19 protein-coding genes are annotated in these 22,825 nt (G+C 61.7%); 13 read left to right on the forward strand and 6 right to left on the reverse strand.

Features of this window, described 5'->3' with window-relative positions; genetic code table 11:
- Window positions 1-64 precede the first annotated feature (64 nt).
- Entirely contained in the window at window positions 65-1,729 is a 1,665-nt protein-coding gene (gene recN, locus VF684_RS02895; RefSeq protein WP_064338378.1) for a DNA repair protein RecN, read from the reverse strand.
- Window positions 1,730-1,980: 251 nt separating this feature from the next.
- Entirely contained in the window at window positions 1,981-2,865 is an 885-nt protein-coding gene (gene nadK / locus VF684_RS02900) for an NAD(+) kinase (RefSeq protein ID WP_005338038.1), read from the reverse strand.
- 291 nt (window positions 2,866-3,156) lie between these two features.
- On the opposite strand from nadK, the gene grpE reads away from it, so the two are divergent.
- From grpE to VF684_RS02940, 8 genes are all read left to right on the forward strand, one after another.
- On the forward strand, window positions 3,157-3,732 hold the full coding sequence (grpE, locus tag VF684_RS02905) for a nucleotide exchange factor GrpE (RefSeq protein WP_005338036.1): 576 nt from the start codon (window positions 3,157-3,159) through the stop codon (window positions 3,730-3,732).
- A 298-nt stretch (window positions 3,733-4,030) separates the two neighbouring features.
- Window positions 4,031-5,959: a molecular chaperone DnaK gene (dnaK, locus tag VF684_RS02910; protein ID WP_005338034.1), complete on the forward strand. Its 1,929-nt coding sequence runs from the start codon at window positions 4,031-4,033 to the stop codon at window positions 5,957-5,959.
- Window positions 5,960-6,060: 101 nt separating this feature from the next.
- Window positions 6,061-7,203 carry a molecular chaperone DnaJ gene (gene dnaJ / locus VF684_RS02915; RefSeq protein WP_005338032.1) on the forward strand — a complete coding sequence of 381 codons (1,143 nt, stop codon included), beginning with the start codon at window positions 6,061-6,063 and terminating at the stop codon, window positions 7,201-7,203.
- Between the two features lie 264 nt (window positions 7,204-7,467).
- Window positions 7,468-8,958, forward strand: coding sequence for a carbohydrate porin (locus VF684_RS02920; RefSeq protein ID WP_139441263.1), 1,491 nt, complete (start codon window positions 7,468-7,470; stop codon window positions 8,956-8,958).
- A gap of 115 nt (window positions 8,959-9,073) precedes the next feature.
- The gene (locus VF684_RS02925) at window positions 9,074-10,030 is read left to right on the forward strand and encodes an aminoimidazole riboside kinase (protein ID WP_139730962.1); all 957 of its coding nucleotides are present in this window, start codon (window positions 9,074-9,076) and stop codon (window positions 10,028-10,030) included.
- An 83-nt stretch (window positions 10,031-10,113) separates the two neighbouring features.
- Window positions 10,114-11,478, forward strand: coding sequence for a sucrose-specific PTS transporter subunit IIBC (locus VF684_RS02930; protein WP_005359249.1), 1,365 nt, complete (start codon window positions 10,114-10,116; stop codon window positions 11,476-11,478).
- Entirely contained in the window at window positions 11,478-12,893 is a 1,416-nt protein-coding gene (locus VF684_RS02935; RefSeq protein WP_376898688.1) for a glycoside hydrolase family 32 protein, read from the forward strand. The genes VF684_RS02930 and VF684_RS02935 overlap by 1 nt, the downstream gene beginning before the upstream one ends.
- A 27-nt stretch (window positions 12,894-12,920) precedes the next feature.
- The gene (locus VF684_RS02940; RefSeq protein ID WP_376898686.1) at window positions 12,921-13,931 is read left to right on the forward strand and encodes a LacI family DNA-binding transcriptional regulator; all 1,011 of its coding nucleotides are present in this window, start codon (window positions 12,921-12,923) and stop codon (window positions 13,929-13,931) included.
- 90 nt (window positions 13,932-14,021) lie between these two features.
- On the opposite strand, the gene VF684_RS02945 is transcribed toward VF684_RS02940, so the two are convergent.
- The 4 genes from VF684_RS02945 to VF684_RS02960 all read right to left on the reverse strand — a co-directional run bounded on the left by VF684_RS02945 (window position 14,022) and on the right by VF684_RS02960 (window position 17,264).
- Window positions 14,022-14,750, reverse strand: a complete 729-nt coding sequence (locus VF684_RS02945; protein WP_005359256.1) for an MgtC/SapB family protein — start codon at window positions 14,748-14,750, stop codon at window positions 14,022-14,024.
- Window positions 14,751-14,967: 217 nt separating this feature from the next.
- Window positions 14,968-15,372: a hypothetical protein gene (locus VF684_RS02950; RefSeq protein ID WP_005359258.1), complete on the reverse strand. Its 405-nt coding sequence runs from the start codon at window positions 15,370-15,372 to the stop codon at window positions 14,968-14,970.
- Window positions 15,373-15,752: 380 nt separating this feature from the next.
- Window positions 15,753-17,024: an NAD(P)/FAD-dependent oxidoreductase gene (locus VF684_RS02955; RefSeq protein ID WP_139441266.1), complete on the reverse strand. Its 1,272-nt coding sequence runs from the start codon at window positions 17,022-17,024 to the stop codon at window positions 15,753-15,755.
- 54 nt (window positions 17,025-17,078) lie between these two features.
- On the reverse strand, window positions 17,079-17,264 hold the full coding sequence (locus VF684_RS02960; RefSeq protein WP_005338011.1) for a YgaP family membrane protein: 186 nt from the start codon (window positions 17,262-17,264) through the stop codon (window positions 17,079-17,081).
- 88 nt (window positions 17,265-17,352) lie between these two features.
- Here VF684_RS02960 and VF684_RS02965 point away from each other — a divergent pair, with 88 nt between their 5' ends.
- From VF684_RS02965 to VF684_RS02985, 5 genes are read left to right on the forward strand one after another with little or no spacing between them, the layout of a single operon-like run.
- Entirely contained in the window at window positions 17,353-17,667 is a 315-nt protein-coding gene (locus VF684_RS02965) for an ArsR/SmtB family transcription factor (RefSeq protein ID WP_139441267.1), read from the forward strand.
- Window positions 17,667-18,080: a YeeE/YedE family protein gene (locus tag VF684_RS02970; protein ID WP_069554757.1), complete on the forward strand. Its 414-nt coding sequence runs from the start codon at window positions 17,667-17,669 to the stop codon at window positions 18,078-18,080. The genes VF684_RS02965 and VF684_RS02970 overlap by 1 nt, the downstream gene beginning before the upstream one ends.
- A gap of 13 nt (window positions 18,081-18,093) precedes the next feature.
- Window positions 18,094-18,564, forward strand: a complete 471-nt coding sequence (locus VF684_RS02975) for a YeeE/YedE family protein (RefSeq protein WP_162516117.1) — start codon at window positions 18,094-18,096, stop codon at window positions 18,562-18,564.
- 41 nt (window positions 18,565-18,605) lie between these two features.
- Window positions 18,606-19,661: an efflux RND transporter periplasmic adaptor subunit gene (locus VF684_RS02980; protein ID WP_204381724.1), complete on the forward strand. Its 1,056-nt coding sequence runs from the start codon at window positions 18,606-18,608 to the stop codon at window positions 19,659-19,661.
- Window positions 19,654-22,818 (forward strand): efflux RND transporter permease subunit, encoded by a 3,165-nt coding sequence (locus VF684_RS02985; RefSeq protein WP_139730963.1) that lies wholly within the window; start codon window positions 19,654-19,656, stop codon window positions 22,816-22,818. The genes VF684_RS02980 and VF684_RS02985 overlap by 8 nt, the downstream gene beginning before the upstream one ends.
- Window positions 22,819-22,825: the final 7 nt, after the last annotated feature.

The following is a 22,825-nucleotide window of genomic DNA, read 5'->3' on the forward strand; positions in this document are numbered from 1 at the left end:
GCAGTCAGCATGTTCGGTCAGCGCTATCAGTCGCCATCGCTGCAAATTGGCTTTATCACCTGATTCATCGACGCAGCAGCTCGCGGGCATTGGCCAAGGTGTTGTCGGTGATCTGGTCGCCACCGAGCAGGCGTGCCAGCTCGTTGAGACGGGCGGTCTCATCAAGGGCACTCATTTGGGTTTCGGTGGTTTTGCCATCGGTATGCTTGCTCACCACCATATGCTGGTGGCCGTTGCCTGCCACCTGAGGCAAGTGAGTGACCACCATCACCTGAGTGGACTCGCCGAGCTGGCGCAGCAGGCGACCCACCACGGCGGCAGTCGGGCCGCTGATCCCCACATCCACTTCGTCGAAAATCAGGGTCGGGGTGGAGACCTTGCGGGCGCTGATCACCACGATGGCGAGGCTGATGCGCGACAGCTCACCGCCGGAGGCCACCTTGCCAAGCGGCTGGATCGGTTGGCCCGGGTTGGTGGTGACCATGAACTCCACCCGATCTATACCCAGTGGTGACAGACTGCTCTGGGCATCGGGGCGCACCTCGATGGCAAAGCGGCCATCGGGCATTGCCAGTTCGTGCATGCTGCTGGTTACCTTGGCGCCCAGCTCCTGGGCGTAACGCTGACGGCTCTGGCTCAGGGCTTCGGCGGCCTGGACAAAAGCCTGACGGGCCTCGGCCAGCTCATCTTCCATCCCCTCTAGCCGCTCTTCGTCAGAGTTGAGGCGGGCGAGATCCGAGGCCAGCTCCTGATGGTACTGAGCCAGATCGGCCGGTTTGACGTGGTGCTTGCGTGCCAGATTGATGGCTTTGGAGAGGCGGGCCTCCAGCTCGTTAAAACGCTCGGGATCCAGCTCCAGCCGATCGAGGTAGCTGCGAAGTTCGCTGTGGCTCTCCTGTACCCCGATCAGCGCTTCATTCAGCATCTCCAGTACCGGGTTGAGGCGGCTGTCCATGCTGACCAGCCCCTCGGCCCGATCGACGGCCGATTGCAGCAGCCCTGCGATAGTGGTCTCTTCGTTGTCATAGAGCAGATCGAGGCAAGCGCCGCACTCCTGCATCAGCTCGGTGCCGTTGGCGAGACGCTGGTGCTCCTCCTCTATCTCTTCAAACTCCCCCGGCTGCAGGGCGAATTCGTCCAGCTCCTGCACCTGATACTCGATCAGTTGGCGACGGGCCTCCCGCTGCTGCTGCTCGGCCTTGAGCCGGTTGAGCTCGTTTTGCAGTTGACGCCACTGCTGATAGTGCTGGCGCACCTCATCGAGCAGCAGATGGTGGCCGGCGTAGCCGTCGAGCAGGGCGAGCTGGTAGTCGGGTTTGAGCAGCATCTGGTGGGCATGCTGACCGTGTACGTTGACCAGCAGCTGACCCAGATTCTTGAGCTGGGTGAGGGGGACGGGCACGCCGTTGATATAGCTGCGTGAGCGGCCCTCGGCGGAGATGACTCGCCGGACGATACACTCACCTTCGTTTTCCAGTTCGTTGGTGGCGAGCCAGGCGCGGGCGGCCGGGTTGTTGTCTAGCAGGAAGCGGGCGCTGACCTCGCTTTTGTCGCTATCGGGTCGCACCATGCCGGCTTCGGCCCGCTCTCCGAGGCAGAGACCGAGAGCGTCGATGGCGATGGATTTACCGGCGCCGGTCTCACCTGTGATGCAGGTCATGCCCGGTTGCAGATCGAGTTCGAGAAACTTGACGATGGCGAAGTTGTTGACGGTCAGCTGGGTCAGCATGGTCTCATCCTGTATAGGTCAACATTACTGTGTATGTATCCAGTATATACTGGTCTTATATACAGTAAAGAGGGCGCCGCCATTTTTAACACAGGAAAGCCGCGCCAGTGCGCTATGGCTATAAGAATGCGGTACTGACCATTGGCACGCGGTACGGATATGAGAGTGCAGGGGCGGTTGCTACGAAAGAAAAGAGAAGGGCGCCAATTCAGGCGCCCTTCTCTGGCAATGCCGTTGTCGGTCAAAGTTGATTAGAACAGCTTGCTGCCCCAGCCGAGCTTGTTGCGCAGCACGTGGAAGTAGCTGTAGTCGAGGGGATGCACCAGATGAAGCTGGTGGTGGCTCTTCTTGATGAGGATCTCGTCCCCCGGGTGGACCGCCAGGGTCACCTGACCGTCACAGCTGACCTGCATGGCATCGTCCTGATTATCCGGCGAGACCAGCAGCCGTACTTCGCTGTCGGCATCGAGCACGATGGGGCGACTGCTGAGGGTATGCGGGAACATGGGCACCAGCGTGATGGCGTTGAGCTTAGGGGTGAGGATGGCGCCGCCCGCCGACAGGGAGTAGGCGGTCGAGCCGGTCGGGGTAGCGACGATGATGCCGTCCGAGCGCTGGCTATACATAAAGCTGCCATCGATATAGACCTCGAACTCGATCATATGGGCGATCTTGCCCGGGTGCAGCACTGCTTCATTTACCGCCAGATTGCTCGACTTGCGCTCGCCGTGGCGATAGACCGAGGCTTCCAGCAGGAAGCGGTGTTCGCTCTTGTAGTGACCGGAGAGCACCTGCTCCAGCGGCAGCAGATAATCCTGCGGCGAGAGGTCGGTCAGAAAACCGAGGTTGCCCCGGTTCACCCCGATCACCGCCACATCGAAACGCGACAGCACCCGTGCCGCCCCCAGCATGTTGCCGTCACCGCCGACCACGATAGCGAGATCGGCCTGCTGGCCCAGTTGCACCAGATCCATCACGTTTTCATCGAGGATGCTCAGGGTCTGGGCGACCCGGCTCTCCACCAGTACCCGAAAGCCGCGGGCGGTCAGGTATTGATGCAGGCCGGTCAGCGTCTGGTTGGCCCCCTCATGGTGGGGTTTGCCAATCAGGGCGATGGTTTTGAACGGAGAATCCATAGTCAGTCAGATCTGGGATGGGTATTGCGGGCCAGTATACAGTGCTTTGCTCCGCTTGTGACGCTCTCCCGTGTGACGGGGCCGGCTATCCCCTTGAGGCTACTGGTTAAACGGTGAGCGGTAACCCGGATAAACCGACGGTTGCGGCTATTCAGCAACCCTGATTGCCCTTTACCCCTTGAAAGCCGGGGATGCATCCCCATAATAGCGCCAACATAGTCGGTCTGTTGTCGTCCGGTCGCTCAACCAGACGTCAGGGCCCTCATAAGTAACCCCGGAATTGGAGATGTCATGAACCACGAAGAGCAAAAGGTTGAAGCGATGGAGCAAGTGGAAGCCCAGCCAGTCGAGCCGACCGATGTAGACAGTGAAGTGACAGCCGAGCAGGCCCGCATTGCCGAACTGGAAGCGCAGCTGGAAACCGCCATCCAAAAAGCGGCGGAAGAGCGTGAACGCGCCCTGCGTACCGCCGCCGAGATGGAGAACCTGCGCCGTCGTACCGAGCTGGATGTGGAGAAGGCGCACAAATTCGCTCTGGAGAAGTTCGCCAACGAACTGCTGCCGGTGCTGGACAACCTTGAGCGAGCCATCGAACTGGCCGACAAGGAGAACGAAGCCCTCAAGCCGATGATTGAAGGTGTCGAGCTGACCCTGAAATCCATGCAGAGCGGCGTGGCCAAGTTTGGTCTGGTGGCGCTCGACCCGATCAACCAGCCGTTTGACCCCAACGCCCATCAGGCGATGAGCATGGTGCCGAGTGCCGATGTGGCCCCGAACACCGTGATCGCCGTAATGCAGAAGGGCTATGACCTCAACGGTCGGGTGATCCGTCCTGCCATGGTGATGATCGCCAAAGCGGTCGACTGATTGGCTGTGGGTGCCCGAGCCCGCCCTGTGGCGGGCTTTTTGCTTCGCAGTGCAGCACCTGTTCATCTTGCCCGGTTTTACGGCTCAACGTGACCGCGCAACCATGACAAAGGGTGTGGTTTTTTAGGGTTGGGGCTTGAAGCTGCGTCTGGCGACCCCATATAGGTAGCAAGGCCGCGGCGGCACAAAAAATTTGATGCCGGGAGCTTGAAAGCCAGATTGGCTGCCCCCACCTAGCCGTTAACGCATTAAGGCGAGTTCCTCGCCAGTTTATTCAAAGTATTTGGAGATTCGTCAAATGGGTAAAATCATCGGTATTGACCTGGGTACTACCAACTCCTGCGTCGCTATTCTGGATGGCGACACTGCTCGCGTGATCGAGAACGCAGAAGGCGATCGTACTACTCCGTCCATCATTGCCTATGCCGATGATGGCGAGATCCTGGTTGGTCAGCCGGCCAAGCGTCAGGCCATCACCAACCCGAAAAACACCCTGTTCGCCATCAAGCGTCTGATCGGTCGTCGTTTTGAAGATGAAGAAGTGCAGCGTGACCTGAAAATCATGCCGTACGCCATCGCCAAAGCTGACAACGGCGACGCTTGGGTTGAAGTGAAGGGCAAGAAAATGGCACCGCCGCAGATCTCTGCCGAAGTGCTGAAAAAGATGAAGAAGACCGCCGAAGACTATCTGGGCGAGCCGGTAACCGAAGCCGTTATCACTGTTCCGGCCTACTTCAACGACGCCCAGCGTCAGGCTACCAAGGATGCCGGTCGCATCGCCGGTCTGGATGTAAAACGCATCATCAACGAACCGACTGCTGCTGCATTCGCCTACGGCGTGAACAAGGTCAAGGGCGAGCGCAAGGTTGCCGTATATGACCTGGGTGGCGGTACTTTCGATATCTCCATCATCGAGATCGACGAAGTGGAAGGCGAAACCACCTTCGAAGTACTGGCGACCAACGGTAACACCCACCTGGGTGGTGAAGACTTCGACAACCGCGTCATCAACTATCTGGTAGACGAGTTCAAGCGTGAGCAGGGCATCGACCTGCGCAACGACCAGCTGGCTCTGCAGCGTCTGAAAGATGCCGCCGAGAAAGCCAAGATCGAGCTCTCTTCTGCCCAGCAGACCGACGTCAACCTGCCGTACATCACTGCAGATGCCACCGGTCCGAAGCACATGAACATCAAGGTGACCCGCGCCAAGCTGGAATCCCTGGTAGAAGACATGGTGAAAGACTCTCTGGAGCCGGTTCGTGTCGCCCTGAAAGACTCCGGTCTGGCTGTTGGCGAGATCGACGACGTGATCCTGGTTGGTGGTCAGACCCGTATGCCGCTGGTTCAGAAGACCGTTGCCGAGTTCTTTGGCAAAGAGCCGCGTAAAGACGTCAACCCGGACGAAGCCGTGGCCATGGGTGCTGCCATCCAGGGTGCCGTACTGTCCGGTGACAAGACCGACGTACTGCTGTTGGACGTGACCCCGCTCTCCTTGGGTATCGAAACCATGGGTAGCGTGATGACTGCGCTGATCGAGAAGAACACCACCATCCCGACCAAGAAGTCCCAGGTGTTCTCCACTGCCGAAGACAACCAGTCTGCCGTGACCATTCACGTGCTGCAGGGTGAGCGCAAGCGCGCCAGCGACAACAAGTCTCTGGGCCAGTTCAACCTGGAAGGCATCCGTCCGGCACCGCGCGGTCTGCCGCAGATCGAAGTGACCTTCGATATCGATGCCAACGGTATCCTGCACGTCTCTGCGAAAGACAAAGAGACCAACAAAGAGCAGAAGATCACCATCCAGGCCTCCTCTGGTCTGTCTGATGACGAGATCGAGCGCATGGTACGCGAAGCCGAAGCCAACGCGGCCGAGGACAAGAAGTTTGAAGAGCTGGTACAGGCTCGCAACCAGGCTGATGGTCTGGTCCACTCCGTACGCAAGCAGATCACCGAAGCCGGTGAAGCTCTGCCTGCCGACGACAAGACCAAGATCGAAGCTGCTCTGAGCGAGCTGGAAGCGGCCATCAAGGGTGACGACAAGGCTGCTATCGAAGCCAAACAGCAGGCTCTGCTGGAAGCGTCCCAGAAGCTGATGGAAATTGCCCAGCAGCAGGCTCAGGCCCAGGGTGCAGCCGGTGCTGATGCCGGTCAGTCCTCCTCTTCTGCCAAGGCTGACGACGACGTAGTCGACGCCGAGTTCGAAGAAGTGAAAGACGACAAGAAGTAAGCCCTACCCAGATGGGCGGAGTCCGCTTCGCCCATCGGCTTGGTCAATGAATTCACGGGCGTTGGGTAACCAACGCCCGTCTGCGTAACCACAGGATGAGTATGTCGAAGCGCGATTTCTACGAAGTACTGGGTGTGGCGAAAGATGCCGACGATCGCGAGATCAAGAAGGCGTACAAGCGCCTGGCCATGAAGTATCACCCGGATCGTAATCAGGGTGATGCCGCATCCGAAGAGAAGTTCAAAGAGGTCAAGGAAGCCTACGAGGTCCTGACCGATGCCAACCTGCGTGCCCGTTACGACCAGTACGGCCATGCCGGTGTCGACCCGAGCCAGGGTGGCGGTGGCCACGGTGGCTTTGGCGGCGGTGCCGACTTCGCCGACATGTTTGGTGACGTATTCGGTGACATCTTCGGCGGTGGCCGTGGTGGTGCTCGTCGTGGCCCGGCCCGTGGCTCCGACCTGCGTTACACCATGGAGCTGACGCTGGAAGAGGCGGTACGCGGGGTCTCCAAGGAGATCAAGGTGCCGACTCTGGTTCACTGCGAAGTCTGTAACGGCTCCGGTGCCCACACCGGCAGCAGTGCCCAGACCTGCCCGACCTGCCACGGCTCCGGCCAGGTGCAGATGCGTCAGGGCTTCTTTGCGGTGCAGCAGGCGTGTCCGCACTGTCACGGTCGCGGCAAGATCATCAAGGATCCGTGCCGCAAGTGTCACGGTGAAGGTCGCTACCAGCGCACCAAGACCCTGTCGGTGAAAATTCCGGCGGGCGTCGATACCGGCGATCGCATCCGTCTCTCCGGCGAAGGGGAGGCAGGGGAGGCAGGGGCTCCGGCAGGGGATCTCTACGTACAGGTGCACGTCAAAGAGCACGAGATCTTCGTGCGTGACGGCAACAACCTCTACTGCGAAGTGCCCATCAGCTTCACCGCAGCTGCGCTGGGTGGCGAGATTGAAGTGCCGACCCTGGATGGCCGCGTCAAGCTCAAGGTCACTCCGGAGACCCAGACTGGCAAGATGTTCCGCATGCGCGGCAAGGGCGTGAAGTCAGTACGCTCCGGCCAGGTAGGGGATCTGATGTGCAAGGTGGTGATCGAGACTCCGGTCAACCTCACCGAGCAGCAGAAAGAGCTTTTGCGCCAGCTGGACGAGTCGTTCAGCGGTGCTGCTGCCAAGACCCACAAGCCGAAATCGGAAGGCTTCTTCGAAGGGGTGAAACGCTTCTTCGACGATCTGACCAGCTGATTTCAGCGACCCGAATAAACAGAGCCGGCCTTGTGCCGGCTCTTTTTTTGCCCGCCGTTTAGCCAGGATCCGCCCTATTGAGTGGATCCTGATGAGGGATCCTCCTCACAACTCCCGCCAATTCCTGCTGTACAAATGTTATCCCGCTCACACTGTTGCTGAAACGGTTTAGTTGTTGTATTGAGTTGGCTAAACTGGTTTAGCTATGCTCCGTCTGTCGATAACAACAGCGCCCGTTCGGGCTACAGATGACAGGTGAGGAAGATGATGATGTTCAAGAGCAAGTTGGCGCTGGCGGTAGCGCTGGGATTGGGAATGATCAGCCCGCTGTGGGCGGCGGATGGCGGTATCGAGGCCCGTCTGGCGGCGCTGGAGGCGCGGGTACAGGCGGCTGAAGCCAGAGCCGAGGCGGCAGAGAGCCGTGCCAGTCAGGCGGAAGTGAAGGCGAGCGCGGCCAGCGAGCAGGCGCAGGTGGCCAACAACCGCAGCCAGAAGGTGGATGAGAAGACCGCTGGTGCCCAGGGCTTCGAGTTTCACGGCTATGCCCGCTCGGGCCTGTTGGTAAACAGCAATGGCAACGGTGGGCGCGGCGGCCCCTACATCACGCCAGCCGGTTCGGTGGGCGGGGCCGTCGGTCGCCTTGGCAACGAAGATGACACATACATGGAGGCTAACCTGCTGAAAACCCAGACCTTCGAGGATGGCAGCTGGGCTCGCTACAAGCTGATGCTGGCAGACGGGGTTGAGACCAGCAACGACTGGACCGCCAGCGATTCGAGCCTCAATACCCGTCAGGTGTTTGCCGAGATCGGCAATCTGGCGAGCTTCGACGGCCCCTTCAAGAATGCGGTGCTGTGGGCGGGCAAGCGCTTTGATCGGGACAACTTCGACATCCACTGGCTCGATTCCGACGTGGTGTTCCTGGCCGGTACCGGCGGCGGCGTTTACGACGTGCAGCTCGCCGACAGCTGGAAGGCCAACTTCTCCCTCTATGGCCGGGATTACGGCGACATCAGCGCCAGCGGTCTCTCCGATATCGAGAGCTACATCCTCACCATGAACAACCGCGTCGGCAACTGGCAGTGGATGGTGAACGGCCTCTCGGCCAAGGACAATGACGCCCGCATCAATGACAAGGGGATGGGCAGCGAGGCGGCGGACAAGGGGGCACACACCCTGTTGGCCTACCACGGCGAGAGCTTCTTTGGCATCAACCCAGGGTTTGCCAAGGCGGCGGTGTTGTATGGTCATGGGCTGGGGGCCGAGGTCAAGGGGCTGGGCTCTGACAGCGAGCTGCTGCCGGACGCCGATGCAGTGCGGGTCGCCGTGTTTGGCGCCACCGATCTCAACTCGCGCTGGCGTTTTGCCCCGGCCCTGCTGGCCGAGCAGAGTCAGGATCGCTACGTGAAAGGAGACGAGTACCGCTGGCTTACCTTCAATACCCGGGTGGCGCAGGTGTTGAGCCAGAACGTCGAGCTGGTTTACGAGGCGGCCTGGCAGTACATGGATCTCGATTCCAAGGGTTACAAGGGACGCCAGGCGGTGAACGGCAACTTCACCAAGCTCACCTTCGCCCCCACCTTCAAGGCGCAGACCGCCGGTTTCTTCGAACGGCCTGAGCTTAGGGTGTTCGCCAGCTGGATGGACTGGTCCTCCGAGCTCGACAATTACGCCAGCGACGATGCCATGGGCCAGAGCAACTTCACCGCCGGTGGCGAGTGGAACTTTGGCGTACAGATGGAAACCTGGTTCTAGTTCGTTATCCCGATCACAAAAATGGCAGCCGGTGCCGAGATCTGTTGGTTGGCTAAAACGGTTTAGCTGATAATGCCAGCCAACAGAACAGAGTTCGGGTTTGACCGTGGATCCGATGCAGCAGTGGAGTAGCAAGGTGACGAATCGTGTGTGGGTAATGGGGGATGCGGTGGTGGACTTGATCCCGGAAGGGGCATTGCACTACCTCAAGTGTTCGGGTGGTGCGCCCGCCAATGTGGCGGTTGGCGTGGCACGGCTGGGTGGCGATGCGGCCTTTATCGGCCGGGTTGGTGCCGATCCGTTCGGCCGCTTTATGGCCGACACCCTGAGCGGGGAGGGGGTGGATATCGGTGCGCTACGGCTCGATCCTGACCATCGCACCTCTACCGTGCTGGTGGCACTGGATGATGAGGGGGAGCGCAGCTTCACCTTTATGGTGCGCCCCAGTGCCGACCAGTTCCTCACCCCAAATGAGTTGCCCCGCTTCGATGCAGGTCAGTGGTTGCTGACTTGCTCCATCGCGCTCGCCAACGAGCCGGTGCGCACCAGCTGCCTGCAGGCCATGGCGGCCATCAAGGCGGCAGGCGGGCGGGTCTGCTTCGACCCCAACCTGCGTCCCGAGGTGTGGGGCAACCCCGCCGAGATGCTGCCGCTGGTGCGTCAGGCCATTGCGCAGGCGGATGTGGTCAAGCTCTCCATCGAGGAGCTGCAACTGCTGAGCGGCGAGGATGATCTGGCTGCCGGGCTCGCTACGCTCTCTGGCCCGGCGCTGGTGCTGGTGACCAGAGGGGCGGCCGGGGTAGTGGCTCGCCTTGATGGCGAGTTGCTGGAGTGGGTGGGGCAGAAAGTGACGCCCATCGACACCACGGGGGCGGGTGATGCCTTCGTCGCCGGTCTGCTGGCGGCGCTGGCCGGGCGCTCGTCGCTGCCGACGCTGGCCGAGTTGCCCGCCATTCTGGCGCAGGCCCACGGCTGCGGGGCGCTCGCCACCACCGCCAAGGGGGCCATGACGGCGCTGCCGACCCGCACCGAACTGGATGCCTTTTTGCGATCAGGCGCAAGCGGCTGTTGAGCTGAGGCTAGAAGCCCGGCTCGACAGCCCCTACTCTCATGTGACAAGGGCCCGCCAGCGTGGCGGGTCATAAGAGGAAGAATATGAATATCAGTGCGATAGCCAAGGATCTGGTGCCCCTGCTCGGGGGCAAGGAGAATATCGTCAGCGCTGCCCACTGCGCCACCCGGCTGCGGTTGGTGCTGGCCGATGACAGCAAGGTAAACAAGGCCGCCATCGACAAGCTGGAGGGGGTCAAGGGGTGCTTTAGCAACGCGGGCCAAATCCAGGTGATCTTCGGCACCGGTCTGGTCAACAAGGTCTACGCGGAGTTTGTGACGCTGACCGGTACCGGCACCGCCAGCAAGGCGGAGCTGACCGACATGGCGGCGGCCAAGCTCAACGTGGCCCAGCGGTTGGCGCGAACCCTCTCCAACATCTTCGTACCCATCATTCCGGCCATCGTCGCCTCGGGTCTGCTGATGGGGCTGCTTGGCATGGTGCGCACCTACGGTTGGGTCAATGCCGACAGCGCCCTGTTTGTGATGCTCGACATGTTCAGCTCGGCGGCCTTTATCATACTGCCGATCCTCATCGGCTTTACGGCGGCGCGGGAGTTTGGCGGCAATCCGTACCTCGGGGCAACCCTCGGCGGCATCCTCACCCACCCGGCGCTGACCAACGCCTGGGGCGTGGCCGGTGGCTTCAAGACCATGGATTTCTTCGGGCTCGATGTCGCCATGATCGGCTATCAGGGCACCGTCTTCCCGGTACTGTTGGCTGTCTGGTTTATGTCCCATCTGGAGAAACAGCTGCGCAAGCGCATTCCGGATGCGCTGGATCTGATCCTCACCCCGTTTCTCACCGTCATCATCACCGGTTTCGTGGCACTGCTCTTTATCGGCCCGGCGGGTCGGGTGCTGGGGGATGGCATCTCGTTCGGTCTGAGCGCCCTCTATGAGCAGGCAGGCTGGTTGGCGGGGCTGGTGTTTGGCGGCACTTACTCGCTTATCGTCATCACCGGCATCCACCACAGCTTCCATGCTATCGAGGCGGGGCTGCTGGCCAATCCGCAAATTGGCGTCAACTTCCTGCTGCCCATCTGGGCCATGGCCAACGTGGCACAGGGCGGGGCTTGCCTCGCGGTCTACTTCAAGACCCGCGACGTGAAGATCAAGGCCATTACCGTGCCGGCGGCCATGTCGTGCCTGCTGGGCATCACCGAGGCTGCCATCTTCGGAGTGAACCTTCGCTATATCAAACCCTTCCTCGCCGGTCTGTTTGGCGGGGCCTGCGGCGGCGCCTACGTGGTGGCGGCCAAGGTGGGGATGACGGCGGTGGGGCTGACCGGTATTCCCGGCATGGCCATCGTCCAGCCCATGAGCCTTATTCACTACATCATCGGGTTGGTGATCGCCTTTGGCGCCGCTTTCGCCGCTTCCTACCTGCTCAAGTACAAGGTGGAGTGATGAAGGAACGCGATCTTCTCAACCAGATTGTCCGGTCGCTGCTGGCCGGACAGCTCAAGGCGGCGGCCGATCCCCATCGGCCCCGCTGGCATCTGGCAGCCCCGGTGGGGCTGCTCAACGATCCCAACGGCTTTATCGAGCATGACGGGCGCTACCACCTCTTCTACCAGTGGAATCCACTGGGCTGCGAGCACCGCAACAAGGGCTGGGGCCATGTCACCTCCACCGATCTGTTGCATTGGCAGCACGAGCCGGTGGCGCTGTTGCCCACCGAAGCCTATGAGAGCCACGGCTGCTATTCGGGCTCTGCGGTGAGAGACGAGCAGGGGCGTTTGACCCTTATCTACACCGGCAATGTCAAATACCCGGATGGCAGCCGCACCGCCTATCAGTGTCTGGCCCGCGCCGACGGTGAGGGTAGTTTTGCCAAGCTGGGGCCTGTGCTGGATCTGCCCGAAGGCTACAGCGGCCACGTGCGCGACCCCAAGGTGTGGCATGACGGCCAGCAGTGGCTGATGGTGCTGGGGGCCCGCACCCTGGATGACAAGGGCGAAGTGCTGCTCTATCGCGGCGACACCCTGCAAAGCTGGCAGCGGGTGGGCCCCATCGCCGGTAGCGGGCGCGGGGGGCTGGGTGAGTTTGGCTATATGTGGGAGTGCCCGGATCTCTTCCCGCTGGGGGAGCGCCATGTGCTGATCAGCTGCCCTCAGGGGATTGCCCCGGCAGGCGAGGATTATCGCAACCTCTACCAGTGCGGCTGGCTGGCTGGCGACTTCGACGGCGAGCGCTTCGAGCACGGGGCTTTCCACGAGCTGGATCGGGGCTTCGAGTTCTATGCGCCGCAAACCACCCTGGACACTCAGGGTCGCCGCCTCCTGTTCGGTTGGCTGGGGCTGCCGGAGGAGAACGAGATGAGCCAGCCTACGATCGCTTACGGCTGGATCCACCAGATGAGCTGTCCGCGGGAGCTGTTCTGGCAGGATGAGTGGCTCTGCCAGCGGCCGGTGGCGGAGCTTGCGGCGCTCAAGGGAGAACTGACTAGCTTCGAGGGGACGCTTGGCGAGTTTCCGGGGCTGACCATCGACTCGGCCTGGCTCGATCTGGATCTCTGCGGTGAGGGGAGCCTCTGGTTCGGTGCCGTGGCCGAGCTGGTGTGGCAGCCGGGGCGCCTCATCTTGCGGCTCCAGAACTGGCAGAGCGGAGCGTGGGAGACTCGCAGCAGCCCATGGGCTGGCGGGCGGATCACCGTGCTGTGTGATCGCTCCAGTCTGGAGTGTTTCATCGATGAGGGGCGTCACAGCCTGTCGGCGCGCTACTTCCCCGGGGAAAAGCCGCAACTTTCATCAGGTAACGGCGATGATGGCTGCAAAATTTGCCTCAATCACTGGCCGCTGTCGGCGTGCCTAGTACAATAGCCCGGTTCTAGTCAGCCGGGAGGCCAGGTGGAGAAGAAGAAACGGATCACGATTGCCCAGATCGCCGAACTGGCGGGGGTGTCCAAGGCGACCGCCAGTCTGGTGCTCAACGGGAAGAGTGCGGAGTACCGGATTGCCGACGATACCCGCAAGCGCATTCAGGCGGTGGCGGAGGAGTGTCACTACCTGCCGAGCTTTCATGCCCGCTCCCTGCGCGAGACCCGCAGCTACACCTGGGGGTTGGTGATCCCCGATCTCACCAACTTCGGTTTTGCCCGCATCGCCCGCGCCCTCGAGGCCCACTGCCGGGAGGCGGGCATCCAGCTGCTGATCGCCTGCTCCGAGGATGATCCCGCCCTTGAGCAGCGGGTGGTGGACAACCTCATCAGCCGTCAGGTGGATGGGCTGATTGTCGCCTCCAGCGGCCACAGCGATGACATCTATGCCTGCATTCACGACCGCCTGCCGGTGGTGCAGCTCGACCGCCACATCGGCGAGTCGCGCCTGCCCATGGTGATCTCCGATGCCTGCAAGGCGACCGCCGAGCTGGTGCGGGACATGGCCAGCGAGTGCGGCGAGCAGATCTACTACTTCGGCGGCCTGCTGGATCTCTCCCCCAGCCGTCACCGGCTGGCGGGCTATGAGCTGGGGCTCCATCGCGCCGGTTTTGAAGCCGATGTAGCCCGGGTGCGCCATCGCGACTACCAGCCGAGCTCCGGTTATCAGCTGATGGCTGAGCTGGTGGCCGAGCTGGGAGCGCCTCCCAGGGGGCTCTTTACTGCCTCTTTTACCCTGCTGGAAGGGGTGCTGCGCTACCTCAACGAGGCGGGGTTGATGGAGACAGGGATGCGGCTGTGTACCTTCGATGATCACGACCTGCTCGACTGCATTCCCATGCGCATCGACTCGGTGGCGCAGGATTGTCCGGCGCTGGCCCTCGCCGCTTTCGAGCTGATGCAGCAACTGATAGCGGGCAGTCCTCCCGCACAGACCGCCCAGGTGATCACCCCCAGGGTGCGCTGGCGCAGTCGCCGCTAGCCACTCTTCGCCCATCCATATGAAAAAGCCCCGCCATTGCTGGCGGGGCTTTTTGCTGCGGGCGGATGGCTCGTTCCTCTGACCGGCAGCTCAATCGGTGGTACTGGTGCGCCAGAACACCTGCTTGATATGGGGGTGGATGGCCAGCTTTTGCATCAGGGCATCCAGCTCGTCGCCATCGATGGAGGTAGCCAGCAGCACCGCCGAGATCTCCAGATCCCCCGCGCCAAACGGCTCGATGTCGAGCTCGCTCAAGGGGTAGTTGGCCTGCTCCAGCATCTCCTCGAGCCAGTGCAGCACCTCTTTTTGATGCTCGCGCTGGGTCAGCGCCGTCACCTTGTAGGTCACTTCGGTGTCGGTATTGTCCACCGGGCGACGGTTGATCTGATTGACCAGCGGTCGTAGCAGGGTGTTGGCGGCCAGCACGAACAGGGCGCCCAGAATGGCCTCCATGGCGAGCCCGGCACCACAGGCGGCGCCGACCGCAGCGACACCCCAGAGGGTGGCGGCGGTGTTGATGCCGCGGATGTTGCCGGATTCACGCATGATGACGCCGGCGCCGAGAAAGCCGATGCCGGAGACGATATAGGCCACCACATGGACCACGTTGTAGTTGCCGCCGTGCAGGTCATAGATGCGCTGGGCCAGACTGACGAACAGGGCGGCCCCTACGGCGACCAGCACGTTGGTGCGAAGGCCCGCGGTACGTTGGCGGTACTGGCGCTCCAGCCCGACCAGACTGCCGAGCACAAAGGCGAGCAGCAGGCTGGCCAGGGTGTCGAGCAGGGAGAGCATGTCAATTTGTTGCCACATCTTCATGGCGTACTCCTTCTGATAAGCGCTGACTTGACGCAATCCATGATGAAACGCCGGGAGGCGGATGGATCAGGGGATGATTGCGCGGATGGCCAGCAGACAAACAAAACGCTGCGTCCCGGGGCGCGAGCATCATTGGATGCCCTGACGCTCGGGGAGGACGCAACAAGCGGGGCCAGCGTGGCTGGCCCCTTTCACTGTGGTTAACGCAGGTGTGCGGTCAGTTGAGTTCGGGATCGCAGTCGATGCGCGGGCGCAGTTGCCAGCGCACCGGATGTGCTACTCCGACCTGATGAACGAACTGCACCAGATAGCGTCGCTGGGGCGGGGTGCACTGCAGGTTGAGCACCAGCTCTCGCCCGCCGCCGCGACCCGGCTTCATCGATTGCATCGGTTGCAGCCCGGCCGGTTGCAACGTGTGGTTCACCATATCCAGCACCTGCTCCATATCGGCGCGATCCTCACAGCGGATCTGCAGCCGGTAGTGGTGCTGACGCTGTTTACCGCCCAGCCAGCGTGGCAGCATGCCACGGCCGAGCCGGCTCAACAGGGGGTGAGCCCGGGTAGCAACAGAACCTGTTGCGACCGCGCGATCCGCAGCCGGTTTGATTGAGATAAAACGCATAGCAGCCTCCTTGTGGGAAGCAGAAACTATGCAGGCATGGCGACCGTGGCGATTGGCCTCTGGTTGCCAGACGTCAAGTGTAAAAAGGGAGAAGAGGGGAGTGGATTTCCGCTTCTCGCAGGGTTGCGAGTGGCGGCAGAGAAAGACCTGCGGCTAGCTCGCGACCTTGGTACCGACGACGAGGGTCGGTTTACAACTGTCACTTGATGAGTTGCCCACTGATGGTCTCCGCTATTGATAAGAGGCTCGAATGATAGCCGAGGCGGCAGGCAGGGTAAACCCCGCGCCGCCCGCAGCAACATCTTGAAACATAATCGAAAGCCCCGTTTTGCCGCGCAGGGTCGTAAAAAGCAGACCCGGCGAGGGCCGGGTCTGCGGGGTCATTCGGTCTTGTCGATGCCGAGGTATTTGAGCATCAGTTTCTCGTAGATGGGTTCGGTATCCCCCACCTGCATCTTGTGCAGGAAGTACTTCTCAAAGGCGATCTTGGCCAGATGGACCCACTTTCCTTTCTTGAACCAGGCGACGTTGCGCGGCGGGATCTGCGGCATGGCGACGAAGGCGGCACCTGTGTCCCCCATGTCCGCCAGACAGATGGCATTCCATACTGCCTTGGTCACCGGCGGCTGGCCGCTGAGCTCCGCCTTGATGTTGTGGCTCAGGGTGCGCACCATCGCCTCAATCATATAGCCGGTCTTGGGCACCCCGGTTGGTACCGGCGTCTTGTGCGGCGGGGCAATGGCGATGCAGACCCCGGCGGCGTAAATCTGCGGGAAGGTGGGATTACGCTGGTGTTCGTCGACGATGACAAAGCCGCGGGGATTGACCAGCCCCTCGATGCCTCGCAGCGGCGCAATGCCGACAAAAGCGGGCAGCATCATGGCGTGTTTGTAGGGCAGGGTGTGGGTGCGTTTGATGTTGCCCTCATCGTCCAGCTCCTCCACCGTCATCTGGCCATCTTGCGCCGCCACGGTGCGGGCATTGCAGATCCACTGCACGTCGCGCATTCGCAGTTCGCTCTCCAGCATCCCCGTGGAGTCGCCCACGCCGTTGAGACCCAGATGGCCGATGTAGGGCTCGCTGGTGACAAAGGTCATGGGCACATTTTTTCTCACCTTCTTGTCGCGCAGGTGGCGATCGAGGATGAACGCATACTCGTAGGCGGGGCCGAAGCAGGAGGCGCCCGGCATGGCGCCGACAATCACCGGGCCGGGCTCATCGACCAGTGCGCTGACACTGTGGCGGCACTCTTCGGCGTGGGAGAGGGTACAGACGCTGGTGGTGCCACCGGATTCGGGGCCAGCCCCTGCCACCTCGTCAAAGGCGAGGGCCGGACCGGTACAGATCGCCAGAAAGTCGTAACGCAGGGTCTGGCCATCAGAGAGGGTGAGCTGCTGCGCGGCTGGTTGCAGCTCGGTCAGGGCGGCATGGATAAAGCGGATCCCCTTCTTCTTCACATAGGGTTCGATGGGGATCGAGGTCTCCTTGCGCTCCCGCCACTGGACGGCAATCCAGGGATTGGAAGGGGTAAATTCAAAGTCCGGCTTGTCATTGATGAGGATCACCTCATGCTGCTTGCCCAGTTCGGCCTTGAGTTCGTAGGCGGCAGACATGCCCCCGAGACCCGCGCCGATGACGATTACCGTTGCCATGTCCAGCCTCCTGCGTTTATTACACGCTCATGTGAGCCGGGTCATCCGACCCTGTTATTTAAATCCCATCCGTTTGAGGATCATCGCTGCCGGGCAGAAACCGGTGAATGCGCTCTGGATCAGGTTGACCCCGACAAAGGCACTCAACCAGACAAAGCCCGGATGAACCCAGGTGGTAAGGATAAGCGAGAGCAGCAACATGCAACCCGCGACGATTCTGACTCCGTTATCTACTGTCATGGTCTTTCTCCTTATCTACTTTAGATATTGCTAATTTAGTGTTGTTTTATACAATAGAACAAATATCAGCAATTGCTAATTTACTCTTATGAGCCAATTCGACGAGATGAACAGACATGCGACAGCCGCCGCCTCCCTGCTCAAGGCGTTGGCTCATCCCGAACGCCTGATGGTGCTCTGCCAGCTGGTGGAGGGGGAGAAGGGGGTCGGGGAGCTGCTGGCCCATAGCCAACTCGGGCAGTCGGCCTTCTCCCAGCAACTTTCGGTATTGAAGCGCTACGGCCTTATCCGTTCGCGCAAGGTCTCCCAGCAGATCTACTACTCGCTGGTGAGCGAGGCGGCCTCCGATGTGCTGGGGGCGCTGCAAACCCATTTTTGTCACTCGGAAAATAAGGAATCTTGATGATGGAAAGCCAATGGCTGCTCTCTTTGGGCGGCGGCATGCTGGCGGGGCTGTCGGCCCTGATCCTGATGTTGTTCAACGGCCGGGTTGCCGGGATCAGCGGCATTCTGGCCGGTGCGCTGCAACACCGTGCGCCGTGGCGGGTGTTGTTTCTGCTGGGGCTCGGGGCGGGCGCCTGGTTGGCGCTGACCCTGGGCTGGGCCACCATGCCTGCATTCACCACGCTGCCCGGCTGGCCCGTTGTGCTGCTGGCCGGTCTGCTGGTCGGGGTCGGTACCCGTCTTGGCAATGGCTGCACCAGCGGCCACGGCATCTGTGGCATGGGGCGGCTCTCCCTGCGCTCCATCGTCGCCACCCTGACCTTTATGGCGGCAGGTTTCATCACCGTCTTCGTCACTCATCATCTGCTGTAAGGGGCTGATTGCCATGAAGTTACTGACAAGTTTGTTTGCGGGTGTGTTGTTCGGACTGGGGATGGCCATCTCCGGCATGATGGATCCCGCCCGGGTCACCGGTTTTCTCGATCTGGCCGGGGCCTGGGATCCCAGCCTCGCCTTTGTGATGGGGGGCGCCCTGCTGGTCTTTATGCCGGGTTACTTTCTGCTGGTGAAACCCCGTCGCCAGAGTGTGCTGGGGGAGCCCATCGCCGCCGTACCGGCACCCAGGCTGGATCGCTGGCTGATCGGCGGGGCTGCGCTGTTTGGCATCGGCTGGGGATTGGTGGGTATCTGCCCGGGGCCTGCTCTGAGTCTCATTTCCTGCGGGCAGCCCATGATAATGTTGTTTATAGCGGCCATGGTGGCCGGGATCTTGCTGTTTGACAGAGGGCTGGCCAGGGTGCTGACCAAGGCGCCAGTTCCGGGAGTGGATAAGGTGCGCCAGTCCCATACCGCCTGATCCCGTGAAGTGACAGATTACGCCAGGGAAGGAGAGTAATGATGGAAAAGATCCGGTTGCTGGGGATCACCTTGTTGGTGATGACATCGCAGGCCATGACATCCCCCCGGGCCCTTGCCGCGGACGGGGAGCCTATTGCCCCACTGACAGTGCCCTTGTTGACAGTGGCGCCACAGCCGGTGACCGACTGGCTGACGCTGGATGGCACCGTCAGTGCCATCAATCAGGGGACGGTGGCGGCCCAGACCAGCGGCCGGGTCTCCCGCATGCTGGTGGATGTGAACGATCAGGTGCAAGCGGGGCAGCCGCTGCTGGAGATCAGCGGCAAGGAGCAGTTTGCCGCCGTCACGGGTGCCGAGGCGCGGCTGGCGCGGGCGCAGGCTCAGCAAGTGGAAGCCGAGCGCCAGCTCGCCCGCTTTCAGGCGCTGATTGCCAAGGGGGTGATCACCCGCGCCCAGCTCGACAATGCCCAGGCGACTGATCGCTCCGCCCGCGCCGAGGTGAATGCTGCCGATGCGGCTCTCACTCAGGCCCGCGAGGCCTACGGTTATACCCGCATTCTGGCTCCCTATGCCGGGGTAGTGACCAAGAGGCTGGTAGAGCTGGGGGAGACTGTCGCCCCCGGTACCCCACTGCTCTCCGGCTTCTCTCTCGACACCTTGCGGGTGGAGGTGGAGTTGCCCCAATCCGCCCTGACGCTGGCTCGTGAGCCTGCGGATGTGCAGGTGCTGCTGCCGGATGGCAAGTCTGTTACCCCGGTCAAATTGACCCGCTTTAACTATGCCGACAGCCAGAGCCACGCCTTCAAGTTGCGCCTCGACTTGCCGCCGCAAACTGCCGGGGTATTGCCCGGCATGTGGCTCAAGGTGCAGCTCAAACAGGGTGAACGTCAGGTGTTGCAGGTGCCGGATCGCGCCCTGCTGCGGCAAGGGGAGTTCAACGGCGTCTATCTGCAGCAGCCCGCTGGCTGGGCCCTGACGCCGGTGCGGGTCGGCCATTGCTTTGAAGGGCAGTGCGAGATCTTGGCCGGGCTGCAAGCCGGTGACAAGCTGGCCCCTGATGCCTGGGCGCAGCAGCAGGAGGTGGCCCATGAGTAGCGAGCTGAACGGCAACAAGGAGAGGCTGGGGCCTGCCGGTCGGCTGGCTGCGCTGTTCCAGGGCTCGGCCATCACGCCGCTGCTGGCGCTGGTGGGGCTGTTGCTCGGTCTGTTTGCAGTGCTGGTGACCCCCAAGGAGGAGGAGCCGCAGATCGATGTCACCTTCGCCGATGTCTACATTCCCTTCCCGGGAGCCACTCCGGCTGAAGTGGCCTCTCTCGTCACTACCCCTGCCGAGCAGGTGGTCTCCCAGATAAAGGGCATTGATACCCTCTACTCTTTTTCTCAACCTGATGGCGCCCTGCTGGTGGTGGTGTTCAAGGTGGGAGTGAGCCGCGAGCAGGCCATCGTCGATCTCAACAACCAGCTCGACTCCAACCGTGACTGGTTGCCACAGGGGATCGGAGTCGGTCAGCCACTGGTAAAACCCCGGGGGATCGATGATGTCCCTATCGTCAGTTTGACCTTATGGAGCAAAGAGGGGAGCGAGCAACTGGGGGCACCCGAACTGACCCGGGTCGCCCATGAGCTGGAGACCGAACTCAAGCGCATTCCCGGTACCCGCGATATTTACACGCTGGGCAGCCAGAGTGCCGTGTTGCGGGTGATGCCGGATCCGGCGGCCCTCAGCGCCCACGGCATCAGCTGGGGCGAACTGAGCCAGCGACTGGCGGCCGCCAATCAGGTAGGCATGACACAGGCTATCGAGCAGAACAACAGTGAGATTAAGGTGCAGGTGGGGCAGTTCCTGCAAAGTGAGCAGGAGGCTAGAGAGCTGGTGGTGGGGCGGCACGACGGCAAGCCGGTCTATCTGGGGGAGGTGGCCAAGGTCTCTCTGGGTCAGGAGACTCCGACCAAGCGCAGCTGGATGGGGCAGGGGCAAGCCAGTTATCCGGCGGTGACGCTGGCCATCGGCAAACAGCCGGGCCAGAACGCGGTTGATGTGGCCAAGCGGGTGGAGGCGCGGGTCGAGAGTCTCAAGAATCGGCTTATTCCTGCCGGGGTCGAGGTGACGGTGACCCGGGACTACGGCGTTACCGCCGAGACCAAATCCAACACCCTGATCGGCAAGCTGATTTTTGCCACCACGGCGGTGGTGCTGCTGGTACTGGTGAGCATGGGTTGGCGCGAGGCGCTGGTGGTGGGCGTTGCCATCGTCATCACCCTGGCACTGACCCTGTTTGCCAGCTGGGCCTGGGGCTTTACCCTCAACCGGGTGTCGCTGTTTGCGCTGATCTTCTCCATCGGCATTCTGGTGGATGACGCTATCGTGGTGGTGGAGAACATCCACCGCCATCGCGGTTTGGGCAAGGGGGCGCTCAAGGATCTGATTCCGGGGGCGGTGGATGAGGTGGGGGGGCCGACCATACTGGCGACCCTGACCGTTATCGCGGCCCTGCTGCCGATGGCCTTTGTCAGCGGGCTGATGGGCCCTTACATGAGCCCCATCCCCATCAATGCCAGCATGGGGATGCTTATCTCCCTGCTGGTGGCCTTTATCTTCTCCCCCTGGCTGGCGAGCCATTTGCTCAAGGATTCGGTGCACGGTACCCACGGCGAGGCCAAGGCGTGTCTTTTTCACCGGCTGATGACCCCTTTCCTGATTGGTGGTGGCGCCAAGCGCGCCAGACGCAAACTCTGGCTGGTGGTGTTGCTGCTGGTCGGGGCCGCCACCGCCATGCCGGTGGTGCAGTGGGTGGTGCTCAAGATGCTCCCCTTTGACAACAAGTCGGAATTTCAGCTGGTGCTCGATATGCCGGAGGGGGCGACCCTGGAGCAGACCGAGCGCACCCTGCTGGCGGTCGGGCGGGAGCTTGCCAAGGTGGAGGAGGTGAAGGATTACCAGATCTACGCCGGTACCGCGGCCCCCATCAACTTCAACGGGCTGGTGCGCCACTACTTTATCCGCAGCGGTGCCAACGTGGGGGATATTCAGGTCAATCTGGTGGACAAGCATGAGCGCCATCGCAGCAGCCACCAGATTGCCCAGTCGGTACGAGCCCCGCTGCAGGCCATCGCCAGCGCGGTGGGTGGCAACCTGAAAGTCGTTGAGGTACCGCCTGGCCCGCCGGTCTGGTCCCCCATCGTTGCCGAGATCTATGGCCCGACTCAGGCCGCCCGCGAAGCGGCCGCTCGCGCCGTACAGGCCCGTTTTGTGGCCACGGCGGATCTGGTGGATGTGGATATCTATCTGACCGACCCGCAGCCCAAGTGGCGGCTGGTGGTGGATCGCAGCAAGGCGGCCCTGCTCGGGGTCGATCTCGGGGATCTGGTGAACACCCTCAATGGCGGGGTGGGTTATCAGGATGCCAGTTGGCTGCAGGGTCACGGCGCCAAGTATCCGGTGCCGATCCGCATCGAACTGGCTCCCGGTGACAAACGGGATCTGGCGGGCGTACTGGCCCTCAAGGTGCGCAGCCAGAGCGGCCAGCTGGTGCGGGTCTCCGAGCTGGTGAGTCGCCGTGATGAGGTGGCCCCCAGCTATATCATGCACAAGAACATGCAGCCCATGGTGATGGTGGTGGCCGACATGGGCGGCCACACCGACAGCCCGCTCTACGGCATGTTTGCCGCCGGTGCCGACATCGATCTGCCCCAATATTACGTACAGCAGCCGGATAAACTGGGAGAGGTGGCGCTGTTGTGGGACGGGGAGTGGAAGATCACCTACGAGACCTTCCGTGACATGGGGCTAGCCTACGCCGTGGGGATGATCCTCATCTACCTGCTGGTGGTGGCCCAGTTCCGCTCCTATCTGGTGCCGCTCATCATCATGGCTCCCATTCCGCTCACCATCATAGGGGTGATGCCGGGCCACGCCCTGCTGGGGGCCCAGTTTACCGCCACCTCGATGATCGGGATGATCGCCTTGGCCGGGATCATCGTACGCAACAGCATCCTGCTGGTGGACTTTATCGAGCAGCAGCGCAGCGCCGGAGTGGCGTTCGAGCAGGCTGTGATCGAAGCGGCGCAGGTACGGGCCAAACCCATCATGCTGACGGCGTTGGCGGCGATGATCGGAGCCCTGTTTATCCTCGATGATCCCATCTTCAACGGACTGGCCATCAGCCTGATTTTCGGGATCCTGGTCTCCACTTTGCTCACCCTGGTGGTGATACCCTTGCTCTATTATGCCCTGCTCTCCCGACGCTCATGACGGGAGT

This window comes from Aeromonas sp. Lyrl_2 (genome assembly GCF_051948815.1).
Classification (GTDB): Bacteria; Pseudomonadota; Gammaproteobacteria; order Enterobacterales; family Aeromonadaceae; genus Aeromonas; species Aeromonas veronii.

What these genes read in the sequence shown, in the direction of transcription:
- recN (WP_064338378.1), bottom strand. Translation starts at nt 1,729, where the DNA reads ATGCTGACCCAGCTGACCGTCAACAACTTCGCCATCGTCAAGTTTCTC.
- nadK (WP_005338038.1), bottom strand. Translation starts at nt 2,865, where the DNA reads ATGGATTCTCCGTTCAAAACCATCGCCCTGATTGGCAAACCCCACCAT.
- grpE (WP_005338036.1), top strand. Translation starts at nt 3,157, where the DNA reads ATGAACCACGAAGAGCAAAAGGTTGAAGCGATGGAGCAAGTGGAAGCC.
- dnaK (WP_005338034.1), top strand. Translation starts at nt 4,031, where the DNA reads ATGGGTAAAATCATCGGTATTGACCTGGGTACTACCAACTCCTGCGTC.
- dnaJ (WP_005338032.1), top strand. Translation starts at nt 6,061, where the DNA reads ATGTCGAAGCGCGATTTCTACGAAGTACTGGGTGTGGCGAAAGATGCC.
- VF684_RS02920 (WP_139441263.1), top strand. Translation starts at nt 7,468, where the DNA reads ATGATGATGTTCAAGAGCAAGTTGGCGCTGGCGGTAGCGCTGGGATTG.
- VF684_RS02925 (WP_139730962.1), top strand. Translation starts at nt 9,074, where the DNA reads ATGCAGCAGTGGAGTAGCAAGGTGACGAATCGTGTGTGGGTAATGGGG.
- VF684_RS02930 (WP_005359249.1), top strand. Translation starts at nt 10,114, where the DNA reads ATGAATATCAGTGCGATAGCCAAGGATCTGGTGCCCCTGCTCGGGGGC.
- VF684_RS02935 (WP_376898688.1), top strand. Translation starts at nt 11,478, where the DNA reads ATGAAGGAACGCGATCTTCTCAACCAGATTGTCCGGTCGCTGCTGGCC.
- VF684_RS02945 (WP_005359256.1), bottom strand. Translation starts at nt 14,750, where the DNA reads ATGAAGATGTGGCAACAAATTGACATGCTCTCCCTGCTCGACACCCTG.
- VF684_RS02950 (WP_005359258.1), bottom strand. Translation starts at nt 15,372, where the DNA reads ATGCGTTTTATCTCAATCAAACCGGCTGCGGATCGCGCGGTCGCAACA.
- VF684_RS02955 (WP_139441266.1), bottom strand. Translation starts at nt 17,024, where the DNA reads ATGGCAACGGTAATCGTCATCGGCGCGGGTCTCGGGGGCATGTCTGCC.
- VF684_RS02960 (WP_005338011.1), bottom strand. Translation starts at nt 17,264, where the DNA reads ATGACAGTAGATAACGGAGTCAGAATCGTCGCGGGTTGCATGTTGCTG.
- VF684_RS02965 (WP_139441267.1), top strand. Translation starts at nt 17,353, where the DNA reads ATGAGCCAATTCGACGAGATGAACAGACATGCGACAGCCGCCGCCTCC.
- VF684_RS02970 (WP_069554757.1), top strand. Translation starts at nt 17,667, where the DNA reads ATGATGGAAAGCCAATGGCTGCTCTCTTTGGGCGGCGGCATGCTGGCG.
- VF684_RS02975 (WP_162516117.1), top strand. Translation starts at nt 18,094, where the DNA reads ATGAAGTTACTGACAAGTTTGTTTGCGGGTGTGTTGTTCGGACTGGGG.
- VF684_RS02980 (WP_204381724.1), top strand. Translation starts at nt 18,606, where the DNA reads ATGGAAAAGATCCGGTTGCTGGGGATCACCTTGTTGGTGATGACATCG.
- VF684_RS02985 (WP_139730963.1), top strand. Translation starts at nt 19,654, where the DNA reads ATGAGTAGCGAGCTGAACGGCAACAAGGAGAGGCTGGGGCCTGCCGGT.